The organism is Microcoleus sp. PH2017_35_SFW_U_B (assembly GCF_020737865.1).
In the GTDB taxonomy this organism is placed as follows: Bacteria; Cyanobacteriota; Cyanobacteriia; order Cyanobacteriales; family Microcoleaceae; genus Microcoleus.
This window is the reverse complement of the sequence record NZ_JAEQDE010000052.1, coordinates 38,879-63,542: the sequence shown is the minus strand read 5'-3', so window position 1 is coordinate 63,542 and position 24,664 is coordinate 38,879. Positions and strand designations below refer to the sequence as shown.

Genomic DNA, 24,664 nt, shown 5'->3' with positions numbered 1-24,664 from the left:
TAACCGCAGATGAACGCAGATGAACGCAGATGAATCGCTGCATAATATCCCGTCTTCTCGAACGATCGCACCTAATAATGGTGATTTTTCAGGACATGATATTATGATAGCTTAGATAATAGGTTTGCTCGCTGAGTAGACCAGGGTGCAAATTGATTAAATCAACTCAATGACCGCAGCAAATTAAATTAAATTAAGGTACTAGAATTGTGCAAATAAATCAGCTAGGGTTCCTATTTGTTGATGTTGTACTCTCGGCGATCGCCCTGATCGTTCTAATTCCGGTTGCAGTTCTATTCCTAGAATGCTGTGCAGCTTTCCTGTCCAGCTTTGGCGACACAGCGGAAACTCAAGAAGCCCGCCCCAAAGTAGCAGTTTTAATTCCCGCCTACAACGAAGCAGCAGGAATAGCCGCCACCATCTCCACTATATTGCCGCAGCTAACACCTCAAGACCGGCTGTTAGTGATTGCTGACAACTGCACCGACGCCACAGCAGAAATCGCCCGTAACAGCGGTGCAAGCGCGATCGAGCGCCACGACACAGAACGCAAGGGGAAGGGATACGCCCTAGATTTCGGCTTGCAGTCGATCGCCTCAGACCCCCCAGAAGTAATCATCATGGTTGACGCCGACTGCATTTGTCAGCCAGACGCGATCGACAAATTAGCCCGGGTGGCGATCGCAGAACAAAGGCCAGTCCAAGCAACATATTTAATGGAACAACCACCCAATCCTACCCCAAAAGATTCCATTTCAGCCTTAGCATTTCTAGTGAAAAACCTAGTCCGGCCGAGCGGATTAAAACAGCTAGGATTTCCCTCATTGCTAACAGGTACGGGCATGGCTTTTCCCTGGTTAATCATTCGAGATGTTCCTTTAGCCAGCAGCAATATCGTCGAAGATATGCAAATGAGCTTGGATTTGGCGATCGCCGGACATCCAACGGTATTCTGCCCCGAAGCCCGAGTCACCGGATGTTTGCCGCAGCAGGAACAAGTAGCTAAAACTCAAAGAACCAGATGGGAACACGGACACTTACAAACCTTGCTAACTCAAACTCCCAGGCTGGCGACAGCTTCGATCGAGCAACAGCGTTTTGACTTAATGGCGATCGCCCTCGACTTATCCGTCCCTCCCCTATCGCTTTTAGTTGCTATCTGGCTAGCCGCTTTTGCAGCATCCATACTAGCAACAATTATCGGAGCATCCGCGATTCCCGCCATATTATTAGGAGTACAAGGATTGCTAATTTTAGTTTCAATTGTCAGCGCTTGGGCAAAATTCGGGCGTGCCGACATTTCCGGCGCAACTCTATTATCTGTTCCTTTTTACATCCTGTGGAAAATCCCTTTATATCTGGGTTTTATCCTGAAGCGGCAAACCAAATGGGTACGCACGGAACGCGATGTTTAGTATTCGGTAATATTCCGTAGGGTGCGTCAGCCAAATAGTTGATGCAACTCGAAACTCTTGTTCCTGACGCACCTTAGGATGACGACTGTAAGTTATTTTTTGATCCGAGATTTGAAAGTATTAGATAAGCGTTGACGTAGCCGATCCGTTTGTTGCCCTATCAAAACACTCATCAAAACAATTCCCATCCCAATCAGTTGAATTGGCGTAAGTGTTTGGTGTAGTAAGACGAATCCCAGTAGTGTTGCTACTACAGGACTCATCAACCCTAGCGATGCCACAGCCGATGTTTTGAGTTTATCAATCCCCCGAAACCAAAGTGCATAAGCAACTCCAGTGCCGACTAAGCCCAGGTAAACGAAGCCCAATAGGTTAGTTGTTGAGATATGAGTTATTGGCCCTTCGATCGCTAGGGCGATCGGCAGCAGAACGATTCCACCAACTGTTAACTGCCATGCTGTAAAAACAAGTAGAGAAACTGGGCGTTTCCAACGTTTGACTAGCACCGTTCCCAGACCCATTGTTGCAGCTCCAGCGATCGCAGCAACAATGCCAATGCTATCAAGACGCGCATTAGGGCCCAGAACCAGCAACCCGACACCAATAAAGCCTGCGATCGCCACCACAATAGACAGCTTAGACGGTTTTTCATTCAATATTAACGAAGAAAATAATACGACTAATAAAGGTTGGATTGCGCCTGCCGTTGCAGCAACGCCACCCGGAAGGCGATAAGCAGCGACAAATAATAGTGCTTGAAAAATTCCGATATTGAGGCTACCCAAGAGCAGAATACGCCACCACCAAATACCTTTGGGCAGTTGTCTAAACCAGGCTGCTAGCAGAATACCGATGGGGAGCGATCGCAAAGCAGCCACTAATAGCGGATGGTTAGGGGGCAGGAGTTCAGTCGCTACAACATAAGTTGTTCCCCAGATCATCGGCGCCAGAGCAGTCAGCAGAATATCAGAGAGGCGAACAGTAGCTGTCTTCACAATTTTATCTTAACGTCAAGATACTTGATGCCAAGATTCTAGCATTTATCTTGATGTTAAGATGGTTGGCATCAAAATTTTTAGGTGAGTAGCATTTCAATGAATGCCGATCCAGTCGATGCGATTTTGGCTCAATGGCAAAGAGAGCGCCCTGACTTAGATGTGTCGCCAATGGGCATTATTGGTAGGATGGGGCGACTGACCAAATACTTAGAACGATCGCTTCAACAGACATTTTCCAACTTTGGCTTGAACGTTGGAGAATTTGATGTGTTGGCGACATTGCGCCGTTCTGGCCAACCGTACCAGCTTACGCCGACCGAGCTATTCAATACATTGATGGTTTCATCGGGTACGATGACGCATCGTATAGATCGCTTAGAACGGGCCGATCTTGTGAAGCGCATGGACGATCCGAGCGATCGCCGAGGGACGCTAATTCAGTTAACCGATAAAGGTTTCAACGCGATCGAGAAAGCTGTTGAGGCTCATGTTGCCAATGAGCATCGACTCCTTAGCGCTTTAGACGAAGCCGAACGTAAAGTTCTAGCTCAACTGCTGCGGAAGCTTTTAATTTCATTTGAGGAGTAGCGGTGACAGTAAAAAATCATTGCAGCGGATGCACAAAGTCTTTTTACTTCGTTGCAATCATACTTGTCACAATACAGAAATCGTTCAACTTAGCGAAATCCCAGATTTCTGTATCTGTTTTCTCTGCTAGCCCGTGAAATTCAACATGGCTAGCGTTAGGGAAAATATCAGCCAAGCGAGTAACTAATTTTCGGCTCAGATTTTGATCGAATAGTAGTTTCAAGCGACACTCACCGAAGCAACTAAACGACGATCGCGATCGGCGACAAACTCTAAACAGGCTCTAATATCTGTTTCTGTCAGTTCTGGGAAGTCGTCAATAATCTCAGTAATAGACATTCCAGAAGCCAGCCAGCCAAGAACATCGTAAACCGTAATTCGCATCCGACGAATGCAGGGCTTGCCACCACGCTTATCTGGCTCTATGGTGATGATATCGCGATAGCTCATAAAAAGGTTTCAACCGCCTTGAATCCCCTTTCGGGGTTAGAGGGGTATGGTTGCCCCTCTGTGGAGATATGGTTGTCTCCGAATCCCTTTCGGGTAATGTTCGCTTGTCGGTCAATGTTATAAGGGCTTTTTCCGGCTAGCAGCACTGTTTCAGTGACCTTGAAACAGTTTAACTACTAGCGACAGGGCAGGGGACTAGCGTCGCATCCACAGGGTGTCGTGACCCAAATAACGTAGACCTGCGTGAGGTCTTAGGCTGGTCAGAATGGCTTACTTGATTTCTCTTGCAAGCCCAATCTCTTTAGAGTTGGGTTCCTGACGATACAGGTAAAGTGTTTGCATCTACATTATAGAAAAATATATCGGAAAATAAAAACAAAAAAATCTGAAGCTGGAAACTTCCAACTTCAGACTTTTACTAACTCCCCGGGTAGGATTTGAACCTACGACCAATCGGTTAACAGCCGATCGCTCTGCCACTGAGCTACCGAGGATTGCGTGGTTTTTGTCACCCACATTTACTAATAGTAGCTGAACTTAGAGGATTTGGCAAGGCCTTTGACAAACTTTTTTTCGATCGTACAGAAAGCGGGTTCCAGCAGCTAATGCAGCCCCATTCTCATTCTGGCGAGACGCTGCTGCGATTCAGGATCGAGGGAATTCGACAGAAAACGACTGGAGTTGTGTTTGCGGGATTTGTGCTGGCGCTCGCTGCGGCGGGCGGTGGATTCTACGTCAGCGGCTAGTTGTTCGGCGGACATCCATTCGGCACCGTAGCCGACTACGGTCAATTGCTGCGCTCGGTCTGAGGTGGCGACAATCATCCGCCCTTTGCCTTTGACCGATCGCAACTCGTAGCGCAAACTAGCACAAGACTTTTCAATATAAGTATCTGCCGTCTGACCGAAGTCAGTGTAGTGCACTGATAAATTTTTAGTAATAATTTCTTTAACGCTCGGAGTATCTCGATAGTGAGCGTCAAACACCAGTCTGGCCTCAAAATCTTGAACGGCGCTGTAGTTAACTAAAACCTCAATCAACTCGCGGCGGGCTGTTTCGAGTTCGTCGCGATCGCGCTTCTCTCGGAGTCGAGGCCAAAGTCCAATCATGTTATAGCCGTCTACAAGTAACACTGCTTGCGATATATAGGGTGACATGGTTCAAGGCTGAAGAGCTCCAGCAGATAGAGGACGTTATTTGCATTGTTCATCAAAGCTTTTGTTAAATCTTATTACAGATTGATGATTGATTGCTACCTCCGATCGCAATAATTAAACCCCCCAAATCCCGAAAAGCTTGGGATGTGGGGGGTGATACGATTTTCGATTTTCGATTTTCGATTTTTGATTAAAGAATCGGGAATGACTTGTCACATAAGGGTTTGGAGTTTGCTTGCAGTTGCATTCCTGTGGGAAATTGGTGTGGGATTTGTGCGATCGTCTTCTGCAAGCTTTGCTAGCGCGCGATCGATAAATTTTTCCGCTTACTCGACAGATTCCACGGATACGGGCGATGGCTTACGCCCCGCTTCGCTACGGACAACCGTCGGCAGAGATATTTTCTCCACCGCAGGAGTACAGCCCAGCCACTGCACCGACAAGTCCGCAAACTGCTGCGGGGCGCCACTCACGCAAAAACGAGTCGGCAGCGCAGCACCCGAATTTCGCAGCCCTAAAACCTCCAATTCTCGGGCAGCAGCAGCCACCACGCGCACCGCAGGATCGATTAAATTCACCCCAGCAGGCAAGAGCGATCGCAACACGGGAGCCAACAGGGGATAATGAGTGCAACCGTAAATCAGCGTATCAATTCGCTGCTGAATCAAAGGAGCCAAATATTCCCGAGCCACCTCAGAAGTATAAGGATCGTGAATCCGGTTTTGCTCCACCAGAGGCACAAAAGCCGGACAGCTAACCTGCCATACCCGACAAGAATCATCCATTTCCAAAATCGCATTTCGATAGGCATTGCTAGCAGCCGTAGCAGGAGTTGCGATCACCCCGATCCGCTTGCCTTGCTGCACCGCAGCCTGGGCCCCCGGCAGAATTACTCCCAGCACCGGAATATCAAACTCAGCCTGCACCATCTCCATCGCCAAAGCAGAACTGGTGTTGCAGGCCATAATGACCATTTTCACATCCTGTTCCACCAGCCAGGCCATAATTTCGCGGACAAAATGCACAATTTCCGACGCCGCCCGAGTGCCGTAAGGCAGTCTCGCCGTATCTCCAAAATAAAGTATTGATTCGTTGGGCAATTGTTTGTATAACTGCGTCAAAACAGTCAAACCGCCCACGCCACTGTCAAATATACCGATTCTTTGTTGTCTAGAGTCTGTTGTCATTTGTTAGCTGTCAATAGTCTGTTTTCAATGGTCATCAGTTATTAGTCATCAGTCAGTAGTCATTAGTCAGTAGTCATCAGTTATTAGTCATTAGTCAGTAGTCATTAGTCAGTAGTCATCAGTTATTAGTCATTAGGGAAAATTACCAATGGGAGCATCTCATTTTTGTAAAAAGCATTTTTTCTTTGAGTGCGAGCGTCCCCGCTCGCGTATTGTACGATACGCGAGCGGGGACGCTCGCACTGTAAATGCAAAACTTAGATGCTCCCTTACCAATTACCAATGCCCAATGCCCTGTTTGCCCAATTCCCAATTCCCAATTCCCAATTCCCAATTCCCAATTACCAATTACCAATTACCAATTACCAATGCCCGATTCCCTGTTTGGCCAATGCCCTGTTTGGCCAATGCCCATTATCTTTGTTGAAGATAATATAAAATGCCACGAGCGATCGAAGCCGCCATTTGACTCCGGTAAGCTGGATCGGAAAGTTTAGCAGCATCCTCAGCACCTGTGACAAAACCGACTTCCAGCAACACAGAAGGCATAGCACTCTTCCTCAAAACATAAAATCTCGCCTGCCGCACCCGACGGTCTTTCGCCCCCGTCCCATCCAAAATACTGGCGTGAATCACCCGGGCTAAATCTTCCCCGCTATCGAAATAATAAGTCTCAATCCCGCTAATATCCGGGCGACTCATATTAATCGCGTTGGCGTGAATGCTGACAAACAAAGTAGCATTCACCCGTGATGCTAAAGAAACTCTCGGTTCTAGGTCAATTTCGCTGTCGTCAGTCCGAGTCATTACGGCTTGCACGCCCTGCTGTTCTAGCAGCCTTGCCACCTGATATGAGATATCTAAAACAATTTCCTTCTCCTGAATGCCCCCAATCCCGACGGCACCCGGATCGCGGCCGCCGTGGCCAGGATCGATCGCCACTACGAAACGACGGTTAGAACCTTGGGGCAAATCACCCGCTCCTATACTGCTTCTCGGCGGCAACGGCTGCGGATTTGGATCGCGAGTCAAAGGTGACTGCGCGCTAGCACTCGATCGCAATTGCAAAGACAGCATCTGCGGGTTAGGTCTCGTCACCCTGCCTACCTGTACCCCCGATCGCGGCTGCACCCAAATCACCACAGTCTCCGCGTCTTCCTGGCTGGCGGTAAACGATACAGGACTGTTGCCATCGAGCTGAGGAATTTGCCCCGCCAGAGAACTAGAAGCAAGCCGAATCCAGTAAGCTTTCGATGATTGATCCCACCCGCTGGTATAGGAGACTTGGCGGTCAGTTCTCACCACGAATTGCGTGCCGTTACTCGCTAAATCAATGGACTGAACTCTCGCTAAACTTCCTTGAGCTGGTCTCCCAACAGTTAGGGGTTGGGAGCGCGTCAGGATTGGCGGACTCGTGCCTCCTGGCGATAGCACAACCGAGCCAGAATTGCCGACAGAAGCGCGCCACTGAGTATTAGAACTCTTCATCCGCAAAGTTACGCGGGTAACGGGCGGATCTGTTGGCAATTGCCGGACTTCAATCTTGTCAACTCCGTGCTTGCCGTTAGTTTGAGGCTGTTGGCCGCCCGCGCCCGGAGCTAAAGTAGCTCCTTCAATATCGAGGGTGGCGATGTCCCCGGCCCGACTTTGTTGAAAATTAATTTGGGGGTTGCCACCGGCAGTACGGATCAAAAAACCGTCCGCCGTCACCTGAACGTTCTGAACTACAGTCGCTTCAGCAGATTGGGTTTCCCTTGCTGAAGGTTCAACCGATAATCTTTCTCCCCCGGGTTCTGAGATCGAATTTTGAGTTCCTCCCCGTACCGGTGCGGGCAAATCTACTGTCCACTCGCTGGCAGAAATGCCCCGAAATTTTACTTGCTGGGGGTCTAGAGTAAACCCGTCTTTGAGTTCGACGACTATTCTGGTGGTATCGTCGTCAAACTGTCCTACTCGCACAGATTCGATCGCCCCTGACAGCGGTTTGTTGACCGAGGGACTGCCCAGACTCGTCCCCGGTAAGTCGATTACCAATCGCGTGGGGTTGAAAATCAGTTGAGCCTTGGGTTGGACTCCCCCCTCTGTTCTAATGTAGAGCCGGTTCTCTGAAGCATCAAACCGCCAAGATTGCAGTCTAGCTGCTTCGGCGGCTCCGGCGAGCAAAAATACACTTAAGAAACTTGGTAGTAGCCAGTGGAATTTCACGACAGTTTTTTCCTCGTTTGCGTTACTGCTAAAAGCTGGAAGGGTGCTGCTTGCCCGAGTGGCTTTCAGCAGTTCGCCGCCAGCAGACCGGGGGCCAGGGGCCGTCAGTTGTTGGCTAAATGACTTTTTTATGCGTTAACTGGCCGCCAAATCCCCAATTATGACATTTTGGAACTTTCCTGCATACTTGGGGGCGATCGGTTATAAGCTGACTGAGAAATTGTTGGCACAAGGGAAGGTATTTATAGCAAAAGGAAGAAGGAAGTTCGGCAACGAGCACGCGATCGGGATTTTTAAAATGCGATCGGTTAGAAAACTTTAATTATCTATCGTCGCCAGAGAACTCAGAAGCAATAAAGTCAATGGTTTCAGCAATTCATAATATCCGGACGATCTGGTGCTGCTACTATTTATAGGAGCAATTAACCCTTATTTCTTGAAGTTAGAAGTTGGAATTTTACCAGAAAGAATTGGTTGAAAGCCGGAACCCCGATCGGGAGAATTTAAAATCAGACTATTCATTACTCCAATCCTCATCCTTCTAGGTAGAGGTCGCTCTCCTTCGGTCAACTGTCAACTGTCAACTGTCAACTGTTGAACGCTCTTCAAGGAATCTGTACGACGGGTCTTTAATGGATAGAGATAGTTACAGTAAGGGTAATAATCCGTTTGACAGTTGCATTGTCTTCTAACTTTTCATAGGCTACCTTGATAACTTAACAACCTACTTTCAGCATGATCAGGATTTCCCAGATTGAAATGACTTTTGAATGCAGCTAAATATTAGTTCCAGACCAACTGGCATATCCTTTTATAAAATCATTGTCTCTCACAGCTTGACATTGACATACAACTACATAGCGCCTCTTCCGTCTTTTTTTATGGCATTGTTACAGTCGGACATTTTGGGTAGTAATGGAAACTTAGTTGTTAGTTAGGTTTCCGGCATCGCTAATCTTAAACGATGATAGCCAGTCAATGCTGTTAACTGTAAATGGAGAATGTTTTGTCTCACTTTGTTTGGTGCCTAATGCTTTGTCACCAACAGTCTTTGAGCGTATACGATCGACAGCCAAAGGATTGGTTGCTTGACGGGGGAAAAGTTTTGACCGGAGATATTGTTATCGCAGTTGTCAAGTTTTTGCGACACCAGAAACAATCGATCGGCTTCTGGCAAAAACCTGTGATTTGGTTTGATGACCTGCCTTTCGACTAACTGCATAACTCCCACGTATACTACCAGTTAGAGAAGATACAGTATCTTGGCGATTCTGTCAATCTCTAAATTGCTGAAAAAAGCGACCATAAAATTAAATAAATCAACTCACCTTAGCTGCAAAATTTCGATCGATCCAGTTCAAAATTGCTTCATTTACTTGTTCCGGGCATTCATCCTGGGGACAGTGGCCGGCATTGTCTAATTCAACTAGCTCTACATACTGGGGATTGCATTCGACAAATTGGTGGGGCCGGGCGAACCGAGGGGGAATCATCCGGTCTTGTTTGCCCCAAATTAACAGCATCGGGATTGTGGAATTTCGCAGTACAGTCTTGACACCGGGGCTGAATTGTGAACTGCCTACAGCTTTAAATACAGCGCAGAAGGTACGGGCTGCTCCCCGATCGCCCGCAGGCCCTGATAGAATGTCCACTAATTCGTCGGTAACAGATTCCGGGTTGGCGTAGGCAAAGCCGACCCAGCGGCGGACAACTGAAGGTTTGCGGACGAAAGCAAACAGAGGCCTGAGGATGAGCGGAGAAACAAACCAGCTTTCCACAGCTTCGATCGCGGGTAACAGCCATCCTGGCACCGCCTCGGCTCGCACAGAGGGGTCTGGGAGGCTAATCATCACCGTGCCGGCCACCATCTCCGGGTGAGCGGCGGCGGCGGCCAGACAAATCAGGGAACCGATCGAATTTCCTGCCAATACTACCGGCTCTCTGATAAAAGTCAGCCAAAAATCATACACTTGATCGACCCACAAAGACACAGAGTAGTTAACGGGAGCTTTTTGGGAAGCGCCAAAACCCAACAAATCCAAGGCGTAAACTGTATGTTTTTCGGCGAGGGGGCCGAGATTTTGACGCCAATGACCGATCGAAGCTCCAAACCCGTGCAGTAAAATAATTGGGGTGCTTGATGTGGCGGAGGCTATTGGTTTGGTAGCAGCATCTGGAAGATCGATCGCGCCTTGATTGTTCCCCAAAGCCGGCCGCAAATAGCTGTAGCGAGTTTGCCAACCGCGCCACACCCAGTCTCGTTGAGTTCCTACCCGTTGGTGCCAGTGCAGATAATTTGTCAATTTTGCCTCAGCTCGCAACATAAATTTACATTTGCTTATACCCATTCTACAAGGCAAATCAGGGGACTTGGGGAACGGAGCGGACTGGCTAGATTAGCTAATAAAAGCCGTTTTAGCTGATTTTTAACGATTTACCGGGAATTTGCGACCTTTTTACCATCAATCTGGCACGGGGGCGGGCGATCGTGTGTGAAGTTAAAATAAAACTAAGCAGAAACTTAGCCAGACTGAGTAGAATAACAGGTATTGTAAGAATTCATTTACGATAGTCCAAATATTCCCTAAGGCTTTAGCTGAGGGGAGAGAGGGCGCGGTAGTACGTCCGGTAAGGGTAACACCTTACAAAATAGCTCGATCGGACAAAATGAAAGATTGGTCGATCGAACCTGTAATTATCAAGAAGCTTCAATATTAAACTACTGATTGTAAAACCATTCATGCCTGTGATTGAAAGAAGACAAAATCGCAACCTACCCCAGATTAACGAAAATATTCGATACCCCAAAATCCGGGTGATCGATACCGACGGCGCGCAACTAGGGATATTGACACCCGCAGAAGCGCTGCGTCTGGCAGAAGAAAAAGAACTCGACCTCGTACTTGTCAGCGACAAAGCTGACCCGCCTGTATGTCGCGTCATGGACTACGGGAAGTACAAATTCGAGCAGGAAAAGAAAGCGCGAGAAGCTAAACGGAAGCAACACACTGCTGACGTGAAGGAAGTGAAGATGCGCTATAAAATTGAAGAACACGACTACCAAGTGCGCCTCAAACTAGCAGACCGCTTTATCAAATCTGGGGACAAAGTAAAAGCCACGATCATGTTCAGAGGTCGGGAAATCCAACACAGTAACCTAGCAGAGGACTTGCTCAAGCGCATGGCCACAGATTTGCAGGAAATCGCAGAGGTGCAGCAAGCGCCGAAAAAAGAAGGCCGCAGTATGATGATGCTGCTGTCGCCGAAAAAATAGTTATGAGCAATTAGTCATCAGTCATCAGTCATCAGTCAATAGTAATAGACTGGTGACGGTAGACTAATTGCCACGCCCCAAAAAGGATATAGGTTTCCGACTCTAGTCGTCGAGGGTCAAAACAAAAATTTTAGACCAAAGTTCCAGCTCCTAGATTCCATCTGTGGAGCAAATCTAAAATCGTTCGATGCTCGCGCTAGCCGAAGTCTAAAATCTAAAATCTAAAATCTAAAATCGGGATATCTACGCACTCTTAAGCATGGAAAATTTTCAAATCAGCGCTTGGGCGGGAGCAGGAAAAGGAGTGCTGCGATCGCTCAACCTGCGATCGGAAGAAGTAGAGCGAACCATACTGATGTTCCTCGTCTACACTCTAACCTCCGTCGGGCTGATCTGGCTGGAACTCAGCACGGTAGGTCTGTTTTTAGACGAATTCGGTGCGGACAAAATGCCCTTTATCTATATAGCCAGCGCCTTTATTGGTTCTGGTTTGGGATTTGTCTACTCGTGGATGCAAAAAATCCTGCCGCTGAGACGCACCGTTGTAGCGGTTCTGGGAATGATGTCGGTACCGCTATTTTTGTTTAGATTCGGCATCGGCTACGAAAATACTAAGATAGCTGGCATCAGCATCGCTTTTATTACTATTTTTTTGATGTGGCTGTGGGTGGAAGCTTGCTATGTCCTCAATGACCTCAATACTTCCATTACTTCCAACCAACTGTTTAATATTAGAGAAATCAAGCGCACCTATCCGCTAGTCAGTAGTGGTTATCTAGTGGCTGGGGTAGTTAGCGGGTTTTCTCTGCCAGTTTTGCTCTATGTAGTCGGACTCAAAAACGTTACTCTAGTATCGGGGTTAATGGTGGCGACAGGCTCGCTGTTGCTGTACTACCTCACAGAAAAATACCGTCAAGCTTTCCCGGAAACGGCTCACTGGACAGATGACGAGGACGAAGACGACCAACAAGAATTTACCGCCCGAAAAATAACAGGCCCTCTCCAAAAATACGCCATACCTCTAGTTAGTTTTTTCGTCCTTGCAGAAGTCCTCTATGTGTTGGTAGATTTTCAATTCTACAGCCAGCTAGAATACCAAAACCCTTCGGACGGCGCTAGTGGAGCTAGCTGGATTGCTAGCTTTTTGGGCATTTACGAAGGCATACAAGGTTTGTTTCAAGTGGCGACTCAGTGGTTCGCCTCCAGCCGCTTGGTAGAACGAATCGGTGTATTCGTGACGGCGATGATTTTGCCGGCGGGAATCGCTATTCTGGGCGTGCTGACGATAGGAGCATCCCTGGGCCAGCTAGTATCTGTGTTCATCGGACTGATATTGCTGAGATTTCTGGACGAACTGCTGCACTACACGCTGTTGGAAACGGTGAGCCCGGTTTTGTTCCAACCGATTCCTGACAATATTCGATCGGGAATTCAAACTCTAGTCAACGGTGTGGGCGAACCTCTGTCCTGCGGTGTGACAGGAGTTGGCATCCTGATTATGCTGTGGGTGACAGACAAGGTACTTCCCCACCAAGACGAAAAAGACACACTATTTCATGACAATCAAAGCTTGGTATTCATAGGTGCGATCGTACTTTTGGCCCTGGTGTGGCTGTTTGTAGTCTGGCTGATCCGCTCTCAATACGTGGGTTTGTTGGTCAAAAGTGCTGAACGGGGGCGCTTGGGCGTCACTGACGTTGACCTGAAAGCTCTCAAACGCGCAGTGGTGGAAACTCTGGAAAAGCCGGGGGGCGAAGATGAAAAGCGCTCTTGTATAGAACTGCTGACGCAAATTGACCCGAAAAATGTCGGAGAAGTTTTGGCGCCGATCCTGGAAGTGTTACCTTCGGCTTTGCAGCGCCAGAGCTTGGAAACAATGCTGCAACACCCAAACCCGGAATATTTAGAAGCTGTACGGGCTCTATCGCAGCAATCCTTGCCGCCGGAGGTGCTGGCCTTGGCTTTGCGCTACATCTGGCTGACGGAGGCTGAACCGAATATTGACAACTTGCGGCCTTATTTGCAGCCGAATGTCGATCCGGTAGTACGGGGTACGGCGGCTGCTTTAATTATGAGAAGGGGCGATCGCCAGCAAAAGGCAGAGGCTACTAATACGCTGCGCCAAATGCTTACCCACAAGATGGAACGAGAACGGGTGATGGGGACGCGGGCTCTGGGAGAGGCTGATTATTTGCAAGGACTGCGGCTTTATATCCCGAATCTGTTGCAAGATGAATCTCTGCGAGTGCGCTGCGCTCTGTTAGACGTGATTTCTTCTACTCATTCGGAAGAATATTATCCTTCGCTGCTGCGCGGACTCGGTTACAAATCGACTAGGGAAGCGGCTTTGCAGGCGATCGTCAAACTTCACAATGATGCGATTCCTTTGCTCGTCTATTTGGCTGAGGATATCCATAAGTCAGATTTGGTCAGATTGCAAGCTTGGACGGCTCTCGGTCAAATAGGGACTGTGGAGGCGATCGACATTTTGGTCAGCAATTTGATGACGGCTTGGGGAACTACCAGGCGCAACATCCTCCGCATCCTGTTGAAAATGCCATCGGAAGCGGGTATAGAAGGGATTCTAGACCGCATCGGCCGCAGCGGATTGGAAACTCTTATCGAACAGGAGTTGATGTTTATCGGTCAAATTTATGCAGCTATGGTGGATTTGTCTGGTGTAACAACCTATGGCAATTTTGCCGATCGAGATGCCAGCAGGGGTGCACCCGAGAACGATACGGCTCAATTGTTGCAGCGCGCTCTGGCGGGGTTGGAAGCTGATGCTAAGGAACGATGTTTTTTGCTGATGAAGTTTCTTTATCCGTTGGACACCGTACAAGCTGCTGCTTTCAACATTGCTTCTGGCCAACCTTCTTTGGTGGCTAGGGGATTGGAAATTCTCGACAATACTGTGGATATCGCTAAGAAGCGATCGCTGATCAATTTGTTGGATCAGCACTCGGAAAGAGAGAAATTGAGCAATCTCTCGGAATTAATGGTGTACAAACCTCTATCCCCGAGCGATCGTTTGCGCCGCTTACTGGAATTGCGCCATTTCCTTTCGGATTGGACTTTAGCTTGCTGTTTTCACTTGGCGAGGGAAGCGCGTTGGAGCCTTACCGCCCAACAAACTCTTGTCTGTCTGCAACACCCGACGGGTTTTGTCCGCGAAGCAGTGTTAGCCTATTTGAAAATAGCTTCACCGCGGGCTTTGCTCGAATTGTTGCCGAGGCTGCAAAATGACCCCGATAATTTGGTATCAGCTCAAGTTGAAGAGATGATGGCAGAGTTGGGTGCTGGGGGGAAAAGGTAAAGAAGGAAGAGGGAAGAAGGAAGAAGGAAGAAGGAAGAAGGAAGAAGGAAGAAGGAAGAAGGAAGAAGGAACAAAAAGAAACTATCTTCAATACCTAATTCCCAATACCTAATGCCCAATGCCCAATGCCCAATGCCCAATGCCCAATTCCCCTTCCTTTGTTAAAGTTTAAATTAATCACTGCATCGCATTATGTTAACTAGCGTCGAACGCCTATTGTTTGTCAGGGAAGTTCCGATTTTTAAGGAACTGCGGGATGATTTTCTTGTCCGTCTAGCATCGGTAATGGACGAACTTTCGTTTCCTTCTAAGCACAGGATTTTTACGGAAGGACAAGAAGGTCGATCGCTCTATATCTTGGTATCGGGTACGGTGCGGGTGCATATAGGCGATCGGGATTTGGCACAGTTGAAAGCGGGGGCTTGTTTCGGGGAAATGTCGCTATTTGATGCGGAACCTCGATCGGCTTCTATTTCGACTCTGGAACAATCGGAGTGTTTGATGCTGACTCAAATGCAGCTTTATGATGCGATCGATGAAACGCCGGGAATTGCTGTTAATATTATTCGCTTGCTGTCGCGCCGGATTCGCGAGTTGAATATCAAGTTGAATGCTAAAGAGGCGGTTATGCCACCGACAGATCCTGTGAGAGTTCCTGAAATGCGATGAATATTGGGAATCGGGAATTGGGAATTGGGAATTGGGAATTGGGAATTGGGAATTGCGGATAGTTTATTCCTTCTTCCTTCTTTCCTCTTCCTTCTTCCTTCTTCCTTCTTCCTTCTTCCTTCTGCTATCAAACAATTAAAAACCCGGTTTCTTATGGCTAGAAGCCCATCCCACAAAAATCTTTTTTCTTGTGGGATGGGCTTCTAGCCCGTCCCAAAATTTGGTTAAAAGGATTTTTGCAAGAGGTCTATTGAAGAAATCGGGTTGTTTAAAATCGATAATGAAGCGCGATTTGCTGTCTAAACTATTCGGAAAATAAAAGGGTAGCGGTAAGCTTCGTTTGGAGTTTGCAACACGTGGATAATAGCCATGATTGTCAGTCCCCAATGTAGGAGATAACCTAGCGGCACTAGGATAAACCCGGCAAGCCCAAAAGTCACCACAGTTAACGCCACAATCACAGCGCTGTACACCCATACATTCAAGTGAAAATTGATGGCTTCGGTGGCGTTTTCTTTGACAACGGGGTCATCAGATACTAACAATACAGCGATCGGCGCTCCGATCGATAAAACTAACGTGCTGAAAAAAATCGCCCCGTGACACACCAGTGATAGCAGCTTCCGCTTGTCGGAGTCGTACATATTACTTTGATTCCTTGACTTTAGTGATAATTTTACCTTTAATAGCAACTCTAGCACAGGCTATAATGGCGATCGGGTGATGATTCCCCTACCTATTTTGTGATGACAACAGAACTCGAAACTGAACTGCTAACTGCTGTTGAGCGCCGGCGCAACTTTGCTATTATCTCCCACCCTGACGCGGGAAAAACTACTTTGACAGAAAAGCTGCTGCTTTACGGAGGTGCAATTCACGAAGCAGGTTCTGTGAAAGCACGGCGGGCTCAGCGACACGCTACTTCTGACTGGATGGCGATGGAACAGCAGCGGGGAATTTCGATTACTTCTACTGTTTTGCAGTTTGAATATCAAAATTATCACATTAATCTGCTCGATACTCCCGGACACCAAGATTTTAGTGAAGATACTTATCGTACTCTGGCGGCTGCTGATAATGCGGTGATGCTTGAGGATGCTGCTAAGGGTTTGGAACCGCAAACTCGCAAGTTATTTGAAGTTTGTAAGTTGCGACGTTTGCCTATTTTTACTTTCTTTAATAAGCTCGATCGCCCTAGCAGAGATCCTTTGGATTTGTTGGACGAAATTGAGAAGGAATTGGGGTTGCAGACTTATCCGGTGAATTGGCCGATCGGTACGGGCGATCGCTTTAAAGGTGTTTTCGATCGCAGAGGGCGCAAAATTCACTTGTTCGAGCGGACTAAACACGGTTCTCGCGCTGCTGTTGATACGGTGATCGAATTGGGCGATCCGCGCATTGAGGATTTGTTGGAACAAGACCTTTACTATCAGCTCAAAGAAGAGTTGGAACTGTTGGATGAGTTGGGAACTGAACTCGATTTAGACTCCGTTCGCGCTGGGAAAATGACTCCGGTTTTCTTTGGTAGTGCGATGAGCAATTTTGGGGTCGAGCTGTTTTTGGATGCGTTTTTAGATTACGCCATGAAGCCGATCGCCCGCAACAGCAGCGCCGGGGAACTTCCGCCAACTTACGAAGATTTTACCGGGTTTGTGTTTAAGTTGCAAGCGAATATGGATCCGAGACATCGCGATCGCGTGGCGTTTATTCGCGTTTGTACCGGCAAGTTTGAAAAGGACATGAACGTCACTCACGCTCGGACTGGTAAAACGGTGCGTTTGTCAAGACCTCAAAAGTTATTTGCTCAGGATCGGGAATCGATCGAGGTTGCGTATCCGGGCGATGTTATCGGTTTGAACAATCCGGGGGTTTTTGCGATCGGCGATACTATTTTCACCGGTCAAAAAGTCGAATATGAAGGGATTCCCTGTTTTTCGCCGGAACTTTTTGCCTTTTTGAGAAATCCGAATCCTTCTAAGTTTAAGCAGTTCCGCAAAGGTGTTTCGGAGTTGCAGGAAGAGGGCGCTGTGCAAATTATGTATTCGGTTGATGAGTCGAAACGCGAACCGATTTTGGCGGCTGTGGGACAGTTGCAATTTGAAGTGGTGCAGTTCCGAATGCAGTCGGAATATAATGTCGAAACTACGATCGATATGTTGCCTTACAGTGTAGCTCGTTGGGTAGATGGCGGTTGGGATGCCCTGGCCAAGGTGGGACGGCTGTTTAATACTGTGACGGTGAAGGATTGTTGGGGAAGGCCGGTTTTGTTATTTAGGAATGACTGGAATTGCCGTCAGGTGGAAGGTGAGCATCCTGTTTTGAGGTTAAATGCGATCGCGCCTGTGGTTTCTGGTTTGGCCGTTACCGCGGAGTGAGATTACCACGATTACCTTGAATGAAAGACAACCCTAGATTCGATCGAAATCTTCCGAGTGGCGATCGTTGACATAAGCGCGATCGCCTCCATCAACCCCAAGCAGTGCGAAGTGCAAGCAGATTTCGACATTCGGGGCGATCGAGTTTGATCGATCGCCCCCGGCTACGGCAAACTGATCGGTTTGTACGAATCCCGCAAACCAGAAACCTGGAAGCATCCAGTCACAAATTATTCCCTCACCTACCGCCGCTTGTTTGAATTAGAAGCGTGTCTGCTGGAAAAAGAACGATCGGGAAAAAGCGGTTTATTCGGTCAATTAATTGTGCGCTGAGGTGATACAATGGCATCAGAAAAAAACTGGTATCTAGTTGGCATCGCATTATGGTTGCTTTACCCGATCGCCTATTGATGAGCGCAGAAGAATACCTGACTTGGGAACCCACCCAAGAAGAACGCTACGAGTATTGGGATGGCGAAGTCGTCGCTATGAGTGGCGGAACCCGCAATCACAATCGGATTACCTTCAACTTCTCCAAGGTTCTAGATGATGCCCTTGTCGATCGCCCTTGCGAGATGTACATGGCCGATGTCAAAGTCCAAGTGGAACCAGGACAAAAGTATTTTTATCCTGATGTTGTGGTAACTTGCGACGATCGCGATAACGATCCGCAATTGGTGCAATTTCCTTCCTTGATTGTCGAAGTTTTGTCACCTTCAACAGAAGCTTTGGATCGCGGCGCAAAATTTGCTAAATATCGCCAATTTTCAACGCTGCAAGAGTACGTCTTGGTGCAAGTCGAACAGCCCAGAGTAGAAATGTTTCGGCGCAACGAACAAGGGCTATGGGTGCTGTCGGAGTATGGTTTGGGCGATACTTTGCGACTGGAATCAGTGGATGTCGAAATTGCGATCGACCAATTGTACCGCCAAATACAATTTTCTTAGTCTCGCGTTGCGCGGACATTGTTTGTGTAGCCACGAATTCCATTCGTCCTTTCTCTCTTTCTTTCTTTCTTTCTTTCTTAGTCCGCGGAGGCGGACATTGTTTGTGTAGCCGCGAATTCCATTCGCCGGGTATCCAACGGAAATTCACCCAATATTCACCCAATATTCACCCAATATTCACCAGATATTCCCCCTTTCTTCCTTACAAAACTTGCTTGGGGGCGATCGGAATTTCAATAATAAACTCAGTCCCCTCTCCAGGTGCAGAAACACAACTCAACTTTCCGCCATGAGAACTCACAACAATCGAGTGCGAAATCGATAATCCCAAACCAGTTCCCGAACCCACCGGCTTAGTTGTAAAAAACGGATCGAATATCTTGTGCAGCACCTCACTGCTCATCCCTGGCCCACTATCAGCCATTCTAATAATAGCAGAATTGCGATCGGTCACCTCCGTAGAAATTGTAATAGTAGGCTGTTTATGAGAGCTTTCCGGGCAATCTCTTGCCAACAGCAGCGCATCGATCGCATTTGTCAAAATATTCATAAATACCTGATTCAACTGCGACGCATAACAAGTAATTAACGGTAGCTTGCTGTAATTTTTAATCACCTCAATTCCCAAACGGCCACCTTCTTTTCTCAGGCGGGGTTGCAGCAACATCACTGTACTGTCTATGCCTTCATCGATATTAACCGACTTCATTTGCGCTTCATCCAGGCGCGAGAAATTCCGCAAACTCAACACAATATCCCGGATTCTTTCCGCTCCGACTTTCATAGAATCCAGCAGCTTTTGCAAATCTTCGCTCAAAAATTCCAGTTCAATTGTTTCTATTTCCTCAATGATTTCATCAGCAGGTTCGGGATAGTGCTGCTGGTAAAGCTCAATCAACTTCAGCAAGTCTTTCACGTAGTCGCTAGCTGGATTGAGATTGCCGTAGATAAAACTTACAGGGTTATTAATTTCGTGAGCAACACCAGCCACCATTTGCCCCAAACTCGACATTTTTTCAGTTTGAATTAATTGAGCTTGAGTTAGTTTCAGCTCCAGCAAAGTTTGTTCTAAACGCTCATTCTTGTCATTTAACTCATACGTCCGCTCTTGCACTTTCTGCTCCACAGAATTGTAAAGCAGAGCATTTTCCAAAGAAATAGCAACTTGCGAAGAAAGCAGCCTTAAAACTTCCAATCTATGCGCCGTAAAAGCCCCGAGTGTTAAATTGTTTTCTAAATAAAGAATCCCAATTAGTTTGCCTTGATTGACAATCGGCGTACACAAAAGAGATTTGAGCTGGTGTTTGGCGATGTAAGGATCGGCAGTAAATCGCCCCTCAGCCACAGCATTGCTCAACACCAAGTCCGAGCGAGTCCTTTCCACATAATTAATCACCGTAACAGGCAAATCCTGACATTCTTCCACAGGCGTAAATTGCAGCACTGCTACATCTTCAGCAATTACTGACGCTTTGGCAGAAATCAACAGTTTTTCATCTCTCACCAAAATTAAAAACCCGGATTGTGCGCCTGCGTTTTCGAGGGATATCCTCATCAAAGAAGCCAGCAATTTGTCTAGGACAATTTCGCTGGAAATTGCCAGAGATGCTTTCATTACAGTTGCTAAATCCAGCACTCTCGCATCGCTTCCAGTAGAAGTATGAATAGTTGTGGTAGTTTGATTGTTGTGAAAACTGCCGTTGAGCGGCGTCATTTCCCGCAACTGGGGATACTTCTGTTCTAAATCTTCAACTTTGCGGACTGCACCCCAGCGCAAGTAGCACGAGTGAGCTTCGCGCAAGTGGATTTTGGCATATTGATATTTGCCTTTACTCAACCAAAACTTGGCGGCTAGTTCGTTAGCGAGGGCTTCATTTTGGACAAACTCATTGTCTTGAGCTAAATTGATCGAGAAATCGTAAAGCTCTACAGCTTCTGAATCTTTCTTAGTAATTCTGGCTATTTCTGCTTGTACTAAAAGATACTTGTGCAGAAAGTTTTCACGACAGTTATCAGCCCAGATTTTCATCTGTTTTTGATTGGCTTCTAACTTTTCCAGATATTGTTTTTGCTTGCTTTTTGAAACATTGGGAAAAACGGCAGCTAAAACTAGAGAAAAGAAAAAATTCCACTCGGTAGCGGGTATCGCTCCGGTAATAAAAGATAGTTGCTTTTCTACTTCCAATGCTAGTTGTAGTGCTTCATTGAAGTTGCCATACCAGTACATTACCTGGCATTTGCGAATCTGGTAAAGGCAAAGCGAGTACAAATTTTGATGAGCTTGACAGTTTTGTACGTATTCAGCTTCGCTCATATCGTCGCTTTCAAAGACAAACTTGTCAACAGTGAGTTGGCTCAAGTTACGCAGTATCAGCTCCACTCCTAATAATGTATCGGTAACAAGCTGATTTTTGGTTTTTTGGCTGAACTGCAAATACCTGCTCGTGTCTGCCAGAATTTGCGATATTTCTTTGCCTTGAAAAAAGTAATTGGCTATGCGGTTGGATAGGATATAACCGGCATATTCTAAATCTCCTGATTCTAAAGCTGCTTGATATCCTTCATTACTGATTGCGTGTGCCTCTTTAATATGGTTGAACCAGTAATGAAAAATACTAACCAGCGAAGAACAAGCTCTGCACTTCAAGCCGATATTGCCAGATTTTTCACTCAAATTCAGCGATAGCATGGCAAATTGATACGCGGCTTTGTAATCTCCCGAAACAGCGTTTAAGAACATACCGTAGCCTGCGTAGCAGAGAGATGCTTCGGGTACTAAACCGTAGGTGAGAGAAAGATTGACTCCTTTTAAAACGCTGACTTTCCACAAGTCGGGATTGCTGAGGTAAGCTGATGTTAAGAAGTTGGTGATTAATTTGACTGCGACTTTTTTGTCGGGTACTGTCATTTCGGGAGCGTCAATCAGGGAAGCTATTTCTCTACCTGCTAAAAAGTTTGTGGCTGCTGCAAATTCTTCGGCTATGACTTTTTGCAGCCCGTCTAGCGGCAAGTCAATGCCCAGCAAGTTCAAGGCTTTGATTCCAGCTTTAACTGCTTCCTCGTATTTGGCTCGCAGGGTGTACTGCACGATCAGGAGGTTGTAAATTTCTACTTTTTCTAAAGGCGATCGCGCTTTTTGCAAAGTTATGTTGATAAATTCTTCTGAATGCTCGAAATAGCCGTTCAGATACTCAACGTTAGCGCGCTCCATGTGCAGAGCAAAGGCTAAATCGTAGTGGGAATCCCAGATATCGGCGGTTAAACCGTCCATACCTGCGGTTAAATACTGCAACGCAGCAACGTAAGCTGTGGCATCTTTGGCTCTGCGGGCGGCGTCTAAATTCAGGGTTGCCAGTTCAATTAGTTCTCGCTCGTCTCGAATTAGCGATCGCGCTACATTTAAGTGATCGACTAACTCAAAGATTCTGTCAGCGCGATATTCAGCAGGAGTATTTTCGAGGATCTGCCTCCCTATTTTCAGGTGAACATCTTTTTTTTGCGAATCATCAATTAAAGCATAAGCTGCTTGTTGTACGCGATCGTGCAAAAATTTATAATTGAGAATTAACAGCGGAAACAGCACGTAATCTAATGACTTGCTTTCCAATTCCGAAGTCGGCAGAATCAGCCCCGACTTAATCGCCGGCAACAGGTGAGAAAAAGTTTCCGACGCTTCTTTCTCATTAATTAAAGAAAGAGTATTTAAGTCAAATTCGTTGCCCAAACAAGCCACTAAACGCAAAACCTGCTGCGTTGAACTTGGCAGTTTTCTCAACTTCTGCACCATCAAATCTACTACATTGTCAGTGATAGCGCACTGCTCAATTTGAGTCATATCCCAATGCCAGCCGCCCTTGCTCCCCAACTGTGGCGGATGAAAAACTAGCAGATTTTCTTGATACAATGTTTGTAGGAATTGATTAACAAAAAAAGGATTGCCGTCTGTTTTACTGACAACCAGTTCAGCTAAGGGTTTGACCGATTTGCGATCGCTGTGCAAAGTCTCGGCAATCAAATGAGTGATGTTGTCCACCCCCAGCGGCGACAGAGCAATCTCATTAATGATGGCTTCCTGATTTCGCAGCGTCTCCACAGTCATCATTAAAGGATGAGTGGGACTGACTTCATTATCCCGATAAGCGCCAATTAAAAACAGATATTGAGTAGCTTCATCTGTCATCATCAACTCAATCAATTTGAGTGTGGCAGAATCAGCCCACTGCAAATCGTCGAGAAAAATTACCAGCGGATGTTCGGGCTGGCAAAATACGCGAATGAAATTTTGAAAGACTAAATTAAAGCGGTTGAGAGATTCCGTCGGCCCCAATTCAGCTACAGGAGACTGAGCTCCGACAATTAGTTCTACTTCGGGAATTACATCAATAATAATTTGCCCGTTTTGCCCGAAAGCAGTACGGAGTTTTTCGCGCCAAACTGCCAATTGAGCTTCGCTTTCAGTTAAGAGTTGTCGCACCAATTCCGAAAAGGCGCTAACAACTGCTGAGTAAGGAATAGTCCGCTTGTACTGGTCAAATTTTCCCCAAATAAAATAGCCGCGCCTGCGGGTAATAGGTTTGTCTAAAATCTTCACCATTGCAGATTTGCCAATGCCGGAATAACCAGCAATCAGCATCATCTCGCTGCGGGATTTATGCTGTCCTCTCGCGAGCACTGACAGGGAACTTTCTTTGCGCGATTTGCTCTCTTTCTTGATGACAGAAATTTGGGACTGTTCGATGCGGGAGGCTCGATTATTTGTTGCTGCTACCCGTTCAAATGCCGCTAAAAGAGTTTCAACTTCTCGCTGTCTGCCGTAAAGTTTTTGAGGGATTTGAAATTTGTCAGAAATATCTTGGCTGCCGAGAGCAAACTCAGAAATAACCCCAGATGTTTGCAACTGAAACAGACAGGATTCCAAATCCGCTTTCAGTCCCCAAGCACTTTGATAGCGATCCTCAGCCGCTTTTGCTAGCAATTTCATCACAATGTCTGAAATAGCTTGAGGAATTTCTGGTGAAAGTTCAGCGAGAGGTACTGGCTGTTTGGCGATGTGACAGTGAACTAACTCCATGGGATCGGTAGTGGTAAAAGGGAGCTGTCCTGCCAGGACTTCATAGAAGGTGACGCCAAGGGAATAAAAGTCCGTGCGGTAATCGATTACCCGGTTCATTCTGCCGGTTTGTTCCGGCGACATATAGGCTAAAGTCCCTTCTAAAAAGTTGGGATTTTTATTGGCAACGTTTTCCTGATTTGAGTCACTTGAGATGCTAAAATCTATGACTTTAACTTGTCCAGTCGCGGGATTAAAAACTATATTAGAGGGGTTTATATCTTTATGAATTACATTTTTTGCGTGAATCTCTCCCAAAGTTTCAGCAACTTTGATGGCTGTGGTCAAAAATCCCAAAGAGGTAAATTTTTGGGTAGCCATAAATATTTTTAAAGATTCGCCACCAAAATCTTCTAAAATCATTGCCAGACTATTTCTAACCTGCTGCAACCTGTGCATTTTAACAACTCCGTCGAGCTGGTTTAAGTTGGCAGTGATGTCATATTCCCGTTTGTATCTATTCAGTTCTTCGGGAGTCGGATAGTCTTCTTTGAGAATTTTGATAATAACAGGTTGGTTGTCTTGCTCGTTGCGGCCGCGGTAAACCAGGGAAGTGCTGCTTTCATAAATGAGAGCGAGAACTGCAACGCCGGGAATTGCCATCATAGTTGGTTCTCTCAAATTAGGTGTGCTTGTTGGTCAATATTACAGGACTTACGCGCGGCGGGCTAGAAACCCGGTTTCTTTGTTGGTAGTTGCTGACAATCTCAAGATTTTTTCCTATGAACCGGGTTTTTTCCGTAAATCCTATGTTATTCTTCATTATCACTCAAGAGCTATGTTTTGGGATGTGTGGGAAGACACGCCGTATCCAGCAAAGAGCTGTTGCTGACTTGCATGGGCCTGGGGCTTTTTCACCTCAGCAGTTAGGTAAACAAAAGCACAGATACAGGATTTGTGCAATGATTTGGTGTGGCGATCGATCGCACGGCTGACAAAAAAACAATCTCAGCTTTTAGATACCGAGCGGTTG

General features: G+C 46.7%; 20 protein-coding genes and 1 tRNA gene. 10 read left to right on the top strand and 11 right to left on the bottom strand.

Features of this window, described 5'->3' with window-relative positions:
• Nucleotides 1-209: 209 nt before the first annotated feature.
• On the top strand, nucleotides 210-1,415 hold the full coding sequence (locus tag JGK36_RS15400; RefSeq protein ID WP_293196900.1) for a glycosyltransferase family 2 protein: 1,206 nt from the start codon (nucleotides 210-212) through the stop codon (nucleotides 1,413-1,415).
• Between the two features lie 92 nt (nucleotides 1,416-1,507).
• Here the strand turns inward: JGK36_RS15400 and JGK36_RS15395 are convergent, their stop codons facing one another.
• Nucleotides 1,508-2,410, bottom strand: coding sequence for an EamA family transporter (locus tag JGK36_RS15395; RefSeq protein ID WP_293184674.1), 903 nt, complete (start codon nucleotides 2,408-2,410; stop codon nucleotides 1,508-1,510).
• Between the two features lie 84 nt (nucleotides 2,411-2,494).
• Between JGK36_RS15395 and JGK36_RS15390 the strand changes: the two genes are divergently transcribed.
• A complete protein-coding gene (locus tag JGK36_RS15390; RefSeq protein WP_293184672.1) occupies nucleotides 2,495-3,001 on the top strand; it encodes a MarR family winged helix-turn-helix transcriptional regulator in 507 nt (168 codons plus the stop codon).
• Nucleotides 3,002-3,044: 43 nt separating this feature from the next.
• Here JGK36_RS15390 and JGK36_RS15385 read toward each other — a convergent pair whose 3' ends face one another.
• The 6 genes from JGK36_RS15385 to JGK36_RS15360 form a co-directional block, all read right to left on the bottom strand.
• On the bottom strand, nucleotides 3,045-3,224 hold the full coding sequence (locus JGK36_RS15385) for a DUF5615 family PIN-like protein (protein ID WP_293184669.1): 180 nt from the start codon (nucleotides 3,222-3,224) through the stop codon (nucleotides 3,045-3,047).
• Nucleotides 3,221-3,451: a DUF433 domain-containing protein gene (locus JGK36_RS15380; RefSeq protein ID WP_293156139.1), complete on the bottom strand. Its 231-nt coding sequence runs from the start codon at nucleotides 3,449-3,451 to the stop codon at nucleotides 3,221-3,223. The genes JGK36_RS15385 and JGK36_RS15380 overlap by 4 nt, the downstream gene beginning before the upstream one ends.
• Before the next feature lie 422 nt (nucleotides 3,452-3,873).
• Nucleotides 3,874-3,945, bottom strand: a tRNA-Asn gene (locus JGK36_RS15375).
• Nucleotides 3,946-4,053: 108 nt separating this feature from the next.
• Nucleotides 4,054-4,608 (bottom strand): NYN domain-containing protein, encoded by a 555-nt coding sequence (locus tag JGK36_RS15370; RefSeq protein ID WP_293184667.1) that lies wholly within the window; start codon nucleotides 4,606-4,608, stop codon nucleotides 4,054-4,056.
• A gap of 326 nt (nucleotides 4,609-4,934) precedes the next feature.
• The gene (gene murI, locus JGK36_RS15365) at nucleotides 4,935-5,795 is read right to left on the bottom strand and encodes a glutamate racemase (protein ID WP_293184665.1); all 861 of its coding nucleotides are present in this window, start codon (nucleotides 5,793-5,795) and stop codon (nucleotides 4,935-4,937) included.
• Nucleotides 5,796-6,209: 414 nt separating this feature from the next.
• On the bottom strand, nucleotides 6,210-8,000 hold the full coding sequence (locus JGK36_RS15360) for an N-acetylmuramoyl-L-alanine amidase (protein WP_293184663.1): 1,791 nt from the start codon (nucleotides 7,998-8,000) through the stop codon (nucleotides 6,210-6,212).
• Between the two features lie 160 nt (nucleotides 8,001-8,160).
• Between JGK36_RS15360 and JGK36_RS15355 the strand changes: the two genes are divergently transcribed.
• Entirely contained in the window at nucleotides 8,161-8,322 is a 162-nt protein-coding gene (locus JGK36_RS15355) for a hypothetical protein (RefSeq protein WP_293184661.1), read from the top strand.
• Between the two features lie 705 nt (nucleotides 8,323-9,027).
• Here the strand turns inward: JGK36_RS15355 and JGK36_RS15350 are convergent.
• Together JGK36_RS15350 and JGK36_RS15345 are read right to left on the bottom strand one after the other, a co-directional pair.
• Nucleotides 9,028-9,222 carry a hypothetical protein gene (locus tag JGK36_RS15350; protein ID WP_293184659.1) on the bottom strand — a complete coding sequence of 65 codons (195 nt, stop codon included), beginning with the start codon at nucleotides 9,220-9,222 and terminating at the stop codon, nucleotides 9,028-9,030.
• 97 nt (nucleotides 9,223-9,319) lie between these two features.
• A complete protein-coding gene (locus JGK36_RS15345) occupies nucleotides 9,320-10,324 on the bottom strand; it encodes an alpha/beta fold hydrolase (RefSeq protein WP_293184656.1) in 1,005 nt (334 codons plus the stop codon).
• A 416-nt stretch (nucleotides 10,325-10,740) separates the two neighbouring features.
• Between JGK36_RS15345 and infC the strand changes: the two genes are divergently transcribed.
• The 4 genes from infC to JGK36_RS15325 all read left to right on the top strand — a co-directional run bounded on the left by infC (nucleotide 10,741) and on the right by JGK36_RS15325 (nucleotide 15,259).
• On the top strand, nucleotides 10,741-11,274 hold the full coding sequence (gene infC, locus JGK36_RS15340; RefSeq protein ID WP_265239585.1) for a translation initiation factor IF-3: 534 nt from the start codon (nucleotides 10,741-10,743) through the stop codon (nucleotides 11,272-11,274).
• 259 nt (nucleotides 11,275-11,533) lie between these two features.
• Nucleotides 11,534-14,590 carry a HEAT repeat domain-containing protein gene (locus JGK36_RS15335; RefSeq protein WP_293196899.1) on the top strand — a complete coding sequence of 1,019 codons (3,057 nt, stop codon included), beginning with the start codon at nucleotides 11,534-11,536 and terminating at the stop codon, nucleotides 14,588-14,590.
• Nucleotides 14,571-14,702, top strand: a complete 132-nt coding sequence (locus JGK36_RS15330) for a hypothetical protein (RefSeq protein ID WP_293184651.1) — start codon at nucleotides 14,571-14,573, stop codon at nucleotides 14,700-14,702. The genes JGK36_RS15335 and JGK36_RS15330 overlap by 20 nt, the downstream gene beginning before the upstream one ends.
• 80 nt (nucleotides 14,703-14,782) lie before the next feature.
• Nucleotides 14,783-15,259: a Crp/Fnr family transcriptional regulator gene (locus JGK36_RS15325; RefSeq protein ID WP_293184648.1), complete on the top strand. Its 477-nt coding sequence runs from the start codon at nucleotides 14,783-14,785 to the stop codon at nucleotides 15,257-15,259.
• A gap of 299 nt (nucleotides 15,260-15,558) precedes the next feature.
• On the opposite strand, the gene JGK36_RS15320 is transcribed toward JGK36_RS15325, so the two are convergent.
• Nucleotides 15,559-15,903 (bottom strand): DUF4870 domain-containing protein, encoded by a 345-nt coding sequence (locus tag JGK36_RS15320; protein WP_293183305.1) that lies wholly within the window; start codon nucleotides 15,901-15,903, stop codon nucleotides 15,559-15,561.
• A gap of 102 nt (nucleotides 15,904-16,005) precedes the next feature.
• On the opposite strand from JGK36_RS15320, the gene prfC reads away from it, so the two are divergent.
• The 3 genes from prfC to JGK36_RS15305 all read left to right on the top strand — a co-directional run bounded on the left by prfC (nucleotide 16,006) and on the right by JGK36_RS15305 (nucleotide 18,581).
• On the top strand, nucleotides 16,006-17,634 hold the full coding sequence (gene prfC, locus JGK36_RS15315; protein WP_293183303.1) for a peptide chain release factor 3: 1,629 nt from the start codon (nucleotides 16,006-16,008) through the stop codon (nucleotides 17,632-17,634).
• A gap of 183 nt (nucleotides 17,635-17,817) precedes the next feature.
• Nucleotides 17,818-17,967: a hypothetical protein gene (locus tag JGK36_RS15310; RefSeq protein WP_293183301.1), complete on the top strand. Its 150-nt coding sequence runs from the start codon at nucleotides 17,818-17,820 to the stop codon at nucleotides 17,965-17,967.
• Between the two features lie 50 nt (nucleotides 17,968-18,017).
• Nucleotides 18,018-18,581, top strand: coding sequence for a Uma2 family endonuclease (locus JGK36_RS15305; RefSeq protein WP_293183299.1), 564 nt, complete (start codon nucleotides 18,018-18,020; stop codon nucleotides 18,579-18,581).
• Nucleotides 18,582-18,783: 202 nt separating this feature from the next.
• Here the strand turns inward: JGK36_RS15305 and JGK36_RS15300 are convergent, their stop codons facing one another.
• A complete protein-coding gene (locus tag JGK36_RS15300; RefSeq protein WP_293183297.1) occupies nucleotides 18,784-24,297 on the bottom strand; it encodes an ATP-binding sensor histidine kinase in 5,514 nt (1,837 codons plus the stop codon).
• Between the last annotated feature and the right edge of the window lie 367 nt (nucleotides 24,298-24,664).

What these genes read in the sequence shown, in the direction of transcription:
- JGK36_RS15380 (WP_293156139.1), bottom strand. Translation starts at nt 3,451, where the DNA reads ATGAGCTATCGCGATATCATCACCATAGAGCCAGATAAGCGTGGTGGC.
- JGK36_RS15370 (WP_293184667.1), bottom strand. Translation starts at nt 4,608, where the DNA reads ATGTCACCCTATATATCGCAAGCAGTGTTACTTGTAGACGGCTATAAC.
- murI (WP_293184665.1), bottom strand. Translation starts at nt 5,795, where the DNA reads ATGACAACAGACTCTAGACAACAAAGAATCGGTATATTTGACAGTGGC.
- JGK36_RS15355 (WP_293184661.1), top strand. Translation starts at nt 8,161, where the DNA reads ATGACATTTTGGAACTTTCCTGCATACTTGGGGGCGATCGGTTATAAG.
- JGK36_RS15350 (WP_293184659.1), bottom strand. Translation starts at nt 9,222, where the DNA reads ATGCAGTTAGTCGAAAGGCAGGTCATCAAACCAAATCACAGGTTTTTG.
- JGK36_RS15345 (WP_293184656.1), bottom strand. Translation starts at nt 10,324, where the DNA reads ATGTTGCGAGCTGAGGCAAAATTGACAAATTATCTGCACTGGCACCAA.
- infC (WP_265239585.1), top strand. Translation starts at nt 10,741, where the DNA reads ATGCCTGTGATTGAAAGAAGACAAAATCGCAACCTACCCCAGATTAAC.
- JGK36_RS15335 (WP_293196899.1), top strand. Translation starts at nt 11,534, where the DNA reads ATGGAAAATTTTCAAATCAGCGCTTGGGCGGGAGCAGGAAAAGGAGTG.
- JGK36_RS15325 (WP_293184648.1), top strand. Translation starts at nt 14,783, where the DNA reads ATGTTAACTAGCGTCGAACGCCTATTGTTTGTCAGGGAAGTTCCGATT.
- JGK36_RS15320 (WP_293183305.1), bottom strand. Translation starts at nt 15,903, where the DNA reads ATGTACGACTCCGACAAGCGGAAGCTGCTATCACTGGTGTGTCACGGG.
- prfC (WP_293183303.1), top strand. Translation starts at nt 16,006, where the DNA reads ATGACAACAGAACTCGAAACTGAACTGCTAACTGCTGTTGAGCGCCGG.
- JGK36_RS15305 (WP_293183299.1), top strand. Translation starts at nt 18,018, where the DNA reads ATGGTTGCTTTACCCGATCGCCTATTGATGAGCGCAGAAGAATACCTG.
- JGK36_RS15300 (WP_293183297.1), bottom strand. Translation starts at nt 24,297, where the DNA reads ATGATGGCAATTCCCGGCGTTGCAGTTCTCGCTCTCATTTATGAAAGC.